The organism is Mesorhizobium sp. M7A.F.Ca.CA.002.05.1.1, assembly GCF_003998335.1.
Taxonomy (GTDB): domain Bacteria; phylum Pseudomonadota; class Alphaproteobacteria; order Rhizobiales; family Rhizobiaceae; genus Mesorhizobium.
In genome coordinates this window covers 1-1,318 of the sequence record NZ_RZQI01001236.1, presented here as the reverse complement: position 1 = coordinate 1,318, position 1,318 = coordinate 1, and the positions used below count along the sequence as shown (strand labels likewise).

Here is a 1,318-nt window from a genome sequence, read left to right as displayed (position 1 = left end):
CCGCCGCCACCGGCAGCCCCCAGCCGCTGTCGAGCGCTGCCGGCAGCACGCTTTGCATCCAGCGCAGCGTGCCGTCGCGGGAAACACCGCAGGAATGCGTGTTGGTGATGGTGATCGGGAAGTTGAAAGCGCCGGTTTCCTCGACGATGTGCGAGCCGGTCAGTTCGCCGTTTCCGTTCTGGCTGAAAATGCCGGCGAAGACCGGCGTGGCGAGGTCGGCGAGCGGCCTGGGCAGGATCGCGGTCACGCCGGTGCGCACCGGTCCCTCGCCGACGACAAGCGCGCCATCGCCCGAAATCAGCGTCGCATAGCCGACCGTCACGCCGGGCACATCGGTGATCGCGTTAAACGGTCCGGGCCGCCCATCGAAGCCGATGCCGAAATTTCGCGCGCGCGGTTTGCCCGAGGGTGTTGTCAGATGATGCGGATTGTCGGTCATGGTCTCAGAACAGGGATCCCTGATTGCCCGGCTCCTTGGCCTTGGCCGCCGGCTTGGCCACGGCTTTCGGTTTTGCCGTGCCGGTGATCGCCACCGCATCGGCGATGCCGTCGGCGAACTCGAGCGAAAGCGCCATTCCCGACGCCACCTCGGCAGCCTGCTTGATCACCGCGCCATCCGCATCCCTCACCAGCGCAAAGCCGCGCGCCAGGACGGCCTTGTGCGACAGCGACGCCATCAACCTGTCGGCCTGGACGACGCGGCCGCGCAGGCGCTCCAGCCTGAGCACCACTGCTTGCGTGCCGCGTCTCGTCAAAGCTGTCAGCAAATCCCTCTGCACGCGTTGCCGCCGTGCCGTCGGCTCGATCGTGATGCGGCCTTGCAGCATGCCCAGTTGCTGCTTGTGCCGCTGCAGCGATGCCCTGGCACATTTTGGCAATTGATCGGCCGCTCGGTTAAGCTCCGCACGCCGGGCTCTTGCCAACGCGCGCAGTGCCCCTTGTGCTCGCAAAAGATTGCGTTCGTTGGTGCGCCGCGCCTCGGCAATGCGCTGCGACAGCATTGCCGGTGTCAGCTTTACGGCAAAAAACCTTGCACGCTTGCGTTCGGTGGAGACCAACAGGCCCCGGCCGAGCCTGGATGTCGCCTCATCGAGGCGCCGGCGCGGCAGCGCCAGCAATTGATCGGGCGAGGGCAGAGCCCGGGCGGCGGCACGGACGGCCTGCCGCTTGCGTTCGAAATTGCGCAGGACCGCCGCTTTCAGCCGCGCTCCGAGGCTGGCAAGCGTCGCTTCGAGGTCCGCCTTCACCGGCACGGCGATTTCGGCCGCACCCGTCGGCGTCGGCGCCCGCACATCGGCAACGAGGTCGATCAGCGTCC

Annotated in this window: 2 protein-coding genes; both read right to left on the bottom strand. The window is 67.2% G+C overall.

Annotated elements, in window-relative coordinates; genetic code table 11:
- The coding region (locus EN939_RS34465) for a P1 family peptidase (protein WP_206528433.1) at nt 1-439 on the bottom strand (439 nt) is incomplete at its 3' end.
- 4 nt (nt 440-443) lie between these two features.
- Nucleotides 444-1,318, bottom strand: an 875-nt coding sequence (locus tag EN939_RS34460) for an exodeoxyribonuclease VII large subunit (protein ID WP_272483135.1), incomplete at its 5' end; no start/stop codon positions are given.